The following is a 7,952-nucleotide window of genomic DNA, read 5'->3' on the forward strand; positions in this document are numbered from 1 at the left end:
GCCGTCAGGCCGCAAGACTGGCCGCCGCGGCCGAGCGACGGATGTAATCGGCATGATCGGGCGTGCCGGCGACGGCGCGCGTGACGCCCGAACGGATCGCCTGCGCGCGGGTGCGAAGCGCGGTGTCGTCCGTCCGGCCCACGCGGGGATCATGGCCCCTGGGCATCAGATTCTGTCCCATCATCACCGCAACCCAGCTGGGCGGCAGGAACAGCCCGAACTCATAGGGCACGACATAGGCGCGCGTCGTCCATGCCTCGATCTTCTCGGCCAGGCTGTCGGGCAGCGTCAGCGCGCGGAAATGGCGCCACATCTCGCTGTCGTCGCGCTGGGTGGCGACGTAATGCAGCAGCAGGAAATCACGAACGCGTTCGTAGTGCAGCGACATGCGGCGATTATATTCGCCGATCTCGACGGGATCGAACCCGGTGTCGGGGAACAGCGCCAGCAATTCGGTAATGCCGTCCTGAATCAGATGGATCGAAGTCGATTCGAGCGGTTCGAGGAAGCCGCCCGCGAGGCCGATCGCGACCACGTTCTTCTTCCAGAAATCGCGGCGCCGCCCGGTCGTGAAGCGCAACTGGCGCGGTTCAGCCTGCATCGGCGCATCGAGATTTTCGACCAGTTGCCGGGTCGCATCCTCATCGCTGATGAAGTCGCTGCAATAGACATGGCCGTTGCCGACCCGGTGCTGCAACGGGATGCGCCATTGCCACCCCGCGGTGCGCGCGGTCGCGCGGGTATAGGGGCCAAGCGGCCCGGCGCTGCCGGTCGGCACCGCCACTGCGCGGTTGCACGGCAGCCATCGGCGCCAGTCGTCATAGCCGGACGCCAGCGCCCCTTCGATCAACAGGCCGCGAAAGCCCGAACAGTCGACGAACAGGTCGGCGGCGATCGTTCGCCCGTCCGCCAGCGTGACGCGTTCGACATGGCCCGACTGGGGGTGAAGCGCGGTTTCCACCACCTTGCCCTCCAGCCGCTCAACGCCAAGCGCCTCTGCATAGCGGCGTAGGAACGCGGCATAGAGCGACGCATCGAACTGATACGCATAGCCAAAGGTCGACTCGACCGCCCCGATATCGGTCGAGGGGTGGCGAAAGCGGTTCTGTTCGGCGGCGACGACCGGATAGGAATAGTCATCCAGCCGGGTCGTGTCGCCCAGCGCGCGCAGACGAAGCCAGTGATGGTAGAAGGGCACGCCGTCCACCACAGGACCGAAATCGCCGAACGGGTGGATATACCGGTCGCCGATCCGGCCCCAGTCGCGAAACTCGATACCCAGTTTGAACGTCGCCTGGGTGGCGCGCATCAATTCGGGTTCGGATATGCCCAGCGTGGTGTTGAAGGCGCGAATGTGCGGCAACGTTGCTTCGCCCACGCCGACGGTCCCGATTTCGGACGACTCGATCAACCGGATGGCGACCGGCAACCCTTTCAGCCGGTTTGACAACGCTGCCGCCGTCATCCACCCGGCGGTGCCGCCGCCGACAATGCAGATGCGTTCGATCGGGGAACCGCGCATCACGCAGGATGCGCGCATATCAGTGCGCGATCAGTCATTTCCGCCCCCCAAATCCGGTTCAGCTGTCCCGAAAAGCAGGACTTTTCTGACCGTGAATATCATTCGCACGTCGGCGTGGCGGATCTTTGCCCGATGCCGGCGTGCTGTCACGACAAAAGCTGACAAGTGCAACGTTGTCAATTTTCGCTTCATATCAATTTTGGCGTCTTGCCGGACCAAAAAGTATGAGTTATCCGAATCGCCTCGGCCAAAGACCACGGGTTGCAAATGCTCAAAGAGCGGGGCGCCCAAGAACATGTGGCTCGGCGCGAGGGGGACAAAAGGCCGTGGGGATTCGGCCTTTATGGGAGGGGGTAAGCACTGTGAAGAGCAATCGGATTCCGAATCCGTCATGGTCGGCCAAGCGTCTGCTGCTGGCGACATCCGCACTCAGTTTCGTTGTCATGCCGTCGGCGGCACTGGCCCAGGCCGGTCCGCCCGATACCGGCGAAGGCCAGCAGACGCCGGCGTCCGCGCCGCTGTCGGACGAGGAAATCGTCGTCACCGGTATTCGCGGCGCACTCGAATCGGCCAAGGAAATCAAGCGCGCCGCATCGACTTTCGTCGATTCGCTGTCGGCGTCGGACATCGCGACGCTGCCCGACCTGTCGGTCGCCGAAGCGATCGGCCGTATTCCGGGCGTCACCATCTCGCGTTTCCCGACCGGCGGCGCCAGCCCCGACTTTCCCTCGCCCGAAGGGCGCGGCAACCTGGTCCGGGGCCTGGGTTTCGTTCGATCGGAGTTCAACGGGCGTGACGCGTTCAGCGCCAATGGCGGCCGCTCGCTCGACTTTTCCAGCATCCCGCCTGAACTGGTCGGCGGCGTCGATGTTTACAAGAACCAGACGGCCGATCTGATCGAAGGCGGCATCGGCGGCACGATCAATCTGCGAACGCTGGAGCCGTTCGACCGCCCCGGCACGACGCTGGTGGTGGCGCTCGACACCACTTATTCGGACCTCCGCAAGGAATGGTCGCCGCAAGGCAGCATCACCGCCGGTTCGCGCTGGCAGACCGATATCGGTGAGTTCGGCCTGCTCGGCTCATTCTCCAAATCGCGGCTCAATTCGCGCATCCATGGCTGGCAGCAGAACGCGCCGATGCCGCGCGTGCTGGACGCCAATGGCAATGTCCCTGAAACGGCGCTGACGGGTGAATTGAAACTGGGTGAGTTCGACGGCGTCGATCCGGCGAACATCATCGGCATCACGCCCGGGTTCCAGATGCGGACCAACGATGTCGATCGCGACCGCACCAGCTATTATCTGGCCGGTCAGTGGAAGATCGACAATCTTCAGGTGACGGCGAAGTATATCCGCGCCGATACCGAAATCGACAGCATCGAACGCACGTTCGAATGGTTCCCGGAACATGATACCGGCACCACGGCGGGCGTCAGCGATCTGGTCATCGACCGTGGCTTCGGTTCGGCCGGCTTGCCGATGTGCAGCGGCCCCGGCGGCTTTCCGACCAATCCGGGCGATTGCGAAACGCTGATCCCGGTGCGCGGCGGACTGATGGAATCGGGTTTCGTCACCAACAATGCCGATTCGTGGACAGGTGCGCGCGGTTCGCCGATCGGCTCGCTCGGCATCGGCAAGATCGAGGAATCGACCACCGAGGATTACAGCCTCAACATCAAGTGGAATGCCACCGACCGGCTGCTGATTACGCTCGACGGTCAATATACCAAGGCGTTCGCGCAGCAGCGGCAGATCTGGGGCGGTCTCAACACCTATGCCAACTGGCGGATCCGGCAGGATCTGGATAACCCCGAGATCCAGTTCTTCATCGATCCCGCGCACCGCTTCAATGCGGGTCAGACGCGGTTCACGGGCGATGTTGATGACAATCCCGATACGCCGCAGAATGAAGGTGTCTATATCCCCACGCCGACCAGCCTCGGCGATCTGAACGGCGCCAACTGGCAGTTCGTGGCCGACCAGTTTCAGGTCGGCACCGGTGAGCTTTATGCGTTCCGCGCCGACCTTGATTATGACCTGTCGGGCGGCGATGGTCTGGCCAGCTGGTTCGACGCGGTGAAGTTCGGCGCGCGTTATTCCGAACGCAGCCAGGTAAACTCCGAAATGGCGCTTAACTGGGGTTCGATGGCCCCGGCATGGGACGGCCGTGGCGGCTTCGGCATCGTCGGCACGTTCGACAATCCGGGGCAGGCAGCCGAAGCGGTCGATTTCAGCGACTTCTTCCGCGGCGGCGTCGTCAACGGGCTGAACACGTCGTTCGCGTTCGTGAACGAGAACCTGCTGTCGAGCTATGAGAACTTTCGCAGCTATATCGCGGGCGAACCGCAACTCGGCACCAATTACGGCTGGGTTCCGCGTGGCGAGGCCGATGGCAGCCGGTTCGGCCGACCCATTTTCCGGCCCGAAGACACATCGGACATCACCGAAAAGACGACCAACGCCTATGTCCGCGTCGACTTCAAGCAGGGCTTCGACAACGGCATGTCGCTCGACGGCAATATCGGTGTCCGATATGTCCGCACCGAGCTGACATCGGCGGGTTTCCGCGCGTTCCGTCCGTTCGTCGAGGATGTCCAGACGCCGGCGATCGATCCGACCACGGGTGAGCGCACGCGCACCGACGATGCGGAAAGCCGTGATGATCCGGCCGATTTTCTGCCGGAGTCGGTCGCCTATGCCGCGCAGGCGGCATTTGCGACCAGTGCCGATCAGGTCGACGAACGCTGGCTGCCGTCGTTCAACCTGAAATGGAACCTGAACCGCGAAATGTTGATGCGGTTCGGTTACAGCAAGGGGCTGAGCCGGCCCAACGTTCAGGATCTGCGCGCGTCGCAGGAATATGTGGTGACGACCAACCGTGTCCCGTTCCCGCCGCTCGACGAAAGCGATCCGCTGTTCGGCATCGATCGGGGGGCGCAGAATATCACCGTCGGCGATATCCGGGTCAGCCGCGGCAACCCGTCTCTGCAACCGACGACCGCCGACAGTTTCGACATTTCCTATGAATGGTATTTCAAGGGCGGTTATCTGTCGGTCGCCGGCTTCTACAAGGACCTGAAGAACATCATTACCAATGGCGACCTGCCACTGGGCAGCGTGACGCTGGACGGGCAACAGGCGCTGATTATCTATAATGGCCCGATCAATCAGGCGACGGCGACGGTCAAGGGCGTCGAAATCAGCTATCAGCAGTTCTTCGATTTTCTGCCTGGTGCGCTCAAGAATCTCGGCTTCCAGGGTAACTATACTTATATTGACGCCGAAACGACGCCGCCGGGCAATGGCGTCGACAGTGACGGCGACGGCAATCCCGACGATCTGACGACGGTGTTCCGGTGGGGCGTCAACGACCTGCTGGGTCAGTCCAAGCATATCGCCAACGCCGTCGCCATCTATCAGAACAAGAAGGTCGAAGCGCGTCTCGCCTATAACTGGCGTTCGGAATATCTGACGACTTACCGTGATTATGTGACCGGCAATCCGATCTATAACTCGGCGGCCGGTTTCCTGGATGCGTCGTTGAAGTTCAACTTCAACAATTTCCAGATCCGCGGTTCGATCGCCAATATTCTCGACACCAAGAGCAAGGCCCGGTCGTATATCGACGACAGCGGCCAGATGTATGATCGGTTCAGCTTCCTGAACGATCGCCGCATCGTGATCGGCGCGCTCTGGCGACTATAAGTCGCTGACCGGAAGGAAAGGGGGCTTTCCGGTCCTGATACAGAGCGATGCGTGGCGGCGGGATTGCAGGTGCAGTGCCGCCGCCCTTTTTTGTGCCGCTTGAGGCGGCGTTCGCGGTGGTGGCATTGCCGCTCCCGCTGACAGGCTTTGCGATCCGGTGGCGCCGGGTTACGATGAACAAAACCGTGAACAGGGAGAGACTTGCATGACCTCTGGCTTCGATCGTCGCACCCTTCTTGCCGGCGGGCTGGCCGCGTCGGCGGCGACACTGGCGCCCCTGGGCGGCGCGTTGGCGCAGAACCGCCGGCGCGTGTCGGCAAATGACAAGGTCCAGGTTGGTTTGATCGGTTGCAAGGGCATGGGCTGGTCCAACCTGAACGCGATGCTGAAGGGTGCGGACGTCACGCCGGTGGCCCTTTGCGACGTCGATGCGCGCGTGCTGGCCGAGCGCGGCGGCGAGTTGCAGAAGATGTCGGGCCGCGCCCCGCGGCTTTACGACGACTATCGCCGGATGCTGGACGACAAGTCGGTGGACGCGGTCATCATCGCGACGCCCGACCACTGGCACGCGCTGCAACTGACCGACGCGATGTCGGCGGGCAAGGATGCCTATTGCGAGAAACCGCTGGGCAATTCGATCGCCGAATGCCGCGCGATGGTGGCAGCGAAACAGCGCCACAATCGAGTGGTTCAGGTCGGTCAGTGGCAGCGCAGCAACCAGCACTGGGCCGACGCCATCGCCCATGTGCACAATGGCGGCATCGGCCGCGTCCGAAAGGTCAAGGCATGGGCCTATATGGGCTGGATGAAGCGCGTCGCGCCGCAGCCCGATCAGGCACCGCCGCCGGGCGTCGATTATGACCGCTGGCTCGGCCCGGCGGCGCAGCGTCCCTTCAACCCCAACCGCTTTCATTTCAGCTGGCGCTGGTATTGGGATTATGCCGGCGGCCTGATGACCGATTGGGGCGTGCACCTGATCGATATCGCGCTGCTGGGCATGAAGGCGCAGGTGCCCCGTTCGGTCAGTTCGCTGGGCGGTCCTTATGGCTATCCCGATTCGGCGATGGAGACACCCGATACCCAGACCGCCATTTACGATTTCGGCGACTATTCGGTCGAATGGGAACATGCGGTCGGCATCGGGCAGGGGCCCTATGGCGGCGGCGATCACGGCGTCGCGTTCGTCGGGGAAACGGGCACATTGGTGGTGGATCGCGGCAAGTGGTGGGTCGTCCCGGAAGTCAGCGACGGCAAGCCGCTGACGCGCGAAGTGCCCGCGATCAAGGCATCCGACGACGGCCTCGACCGGCACACGGCGAACTTCATCGCGTGCGTCAAGGATCGGTCGCGCACCCCCGCTTGCCCGATCGAATCGGCCGCCAACACGGCGATCGTGTGCCAGATGGGCAATGTCGCCTATCGCACCGGCCGCAAGGTGCATTGGGACGCCCAGGCGGGGCAGTTCAAGGATGATGCGGAGGCGAACGCCCTGATAACGCCGCGCTACCGCGCGCCCTATCGCCTGCCGGCATAAGCGTGGCGGGCGGGGCACCCTTGCGCCCCGCCCGTCCCATCGCGATCAGGGGCGCGCCCGGATCTCGACCGATGCACCGGGCAGGCCGTCGGCGGCCACCCGCACGCGGATGGCGCCGCGCTTGCCGGGCACCGCGCGCACGATCGCGACCGCGCGTCCGTTGAACAGCTTGCGCGTCTGAGAGGGGAAGGCGGTGAAATCGGTCGGATCGCCATTGTCGGTCGCGACGATCTCACCCGGCCCGTCGAGCGAAAAGCGGATTTCGCGCTTGTCGGTGGGGATGAAGCGGCCCTCGGCGTCCTTCAGTTCGACGGCAACCCAGGACAGGTCCTTGCCGTCATTAGCGATGGTCGTGCGGTCGGCGCTGGCGGCGATGCGCGTCGGCGCGCCGGTGGTCCGCACCACCTGTTCGGCCCAGGGCTTGCCGCCTTTCCAGGTGACGACCTTGATCTCGCCCGGCGCGTAGCGGACATAATCCCAGCGGAAGCGATAGGCATAGGGCGCGCGCTTCTGCCGCCCCTGTGACTCGCCGTTGACGAACAACTCGGCCTCGTCGGCTGAGGTAAAGGCGTGGACGGGCGTGACCTGACCCTCGCGCCCGGCGAAGTTCCAGTGCGGCAGGATGTGGACGAACTTCTCATCCGGTTTCCACCGCGCCTTGTAGAGCCAGTAGCGATCCTTGGGGAAACCGGCGAGGTCGACGATCCCGAAATAGGAACTGCGCGAGCTGTAATAGGGCGCCGGTTCGCCCAGATAGTCGAAGCCCGTCCACACGAACTCGCCCGCGACATAGGGGTTCTGGTCCTGCGCGGCCCAGGTGCGGTCGGCCGATCCGCCGAAATCGGCGGCGAACAGCTCGTAAGCGCTGACCTGATGCGTTTCCTCGTCCCCGCCCACGCCGGGGCGCACGGGGTTGCTGATGCCACCGGGCACGGGGAACTGATATTCGCCCCGACTGCTATAGGCGGCGGCGCTTTCCGAGCTGAAGATGATCTTGTCGGGATGCTGTTCGCGAAAGCCCGCGAAGGTCGGCATCTTGGTGCGGACGCCGGCGCCCTGATAATTGAGTGCGATCGCGTCGAACGCCTTGGCGAAATCCGATCCCGGCCCGCTGATGTTCATCGAACCCATTACCGGCCGGGTTTTGTCCTCCTGGTGCGCCAGCGCCATCACCTCGCGCGCGACTTCG

Annotated in this window: 4 protein-coding genes; 2 read left to right on the top strand and 2 right to left on the bottom strand. The window is 63.6% G+C overall.

What is annotated here, in order from left to right; genetic code table 11:
• Positions 1 to 4: 4 nt before the first annotated feature.
• The gene (locus VL973_RS13280) at positions 5 to 1,540 is read right to left on the bottom strand and encodes a tryptophan halogenase family protein (protein ID WP_325284507.1); all 1,536 of its coding nucleotides are present in this window, start codon (positions 1,538 to 1,540) and stop codon (positions 5 to 7) included.
• Positions 1,541 to 1,884: 344 nt separating this feature from the next.
• Here VL973_RS13280 and VL973_RS13285 point away from each other — a divergent pair, with 344 nt between their 5' ends.
• Together VL973_RS13285 and VL973_RS13290 are read left to right on the top strand one after the other, a co-directional pair.
• A complete protein-coding gene (locus VL973_RS13285; protein ID WP_325284508.1) occupies positions 1,885 to 5,229 on the top strand; it encodes a TonB-dependent receptor in 3,345 nt (1,114 codons plus the stop codon).
• Positions 5,230 to 5,434: 205 nt separating this feature from the next.
• Positions 5,435 to 6,763, top strand: coding sequence for a Gfo/Idh/MocA family protein (locus VL973_RS13290; RefSeq protein ID WP_325284509.1), 1,329 nt, complete (start codon positions 5,435 to 5,437; stop codon positions 6,761 to 6,763).
• A 45-nt stretch (positions 6,764 to 6,808) separates the two neighbouring features.
• Here VL973_RS13290 and VL973_RS13295 read toward each other — a convergent pair.
• The coding region (locus tag VL973_RS13295) for a DUF4982 domain-containing protein (RefSeq protein ID WP_325284510.1) at positions 6,809 to 7,952 on the bottom strand (1,144 nt) is incomplete at its 5' end.

This window comes from Sphingomonas sp. (genome assembly GCF_035490575.1).
Taxonomy (GTDB): Bacteria; Pseudomonadota; Alphaproteobacteria; order Sphingomonadales; family Sphingomonadaceae; genus Sphingomonas.

Coding starts and splice junctions, on each gene's coding strand:
- VL973_RS13280 (WP_325284507.1), bottom strand. CDS start 1,540: ATGCGCGCATCCTGCGTGATGCGCGGTTCCCCGATCGAACGCATCTGC.
- VL973_RS13290 (WP_325284509.1), top strand. CDS start 5,435: ATGACCTCTGGCTTCGATCGTCGCACCCTTCTTGCCGGCGGGCTGGCC.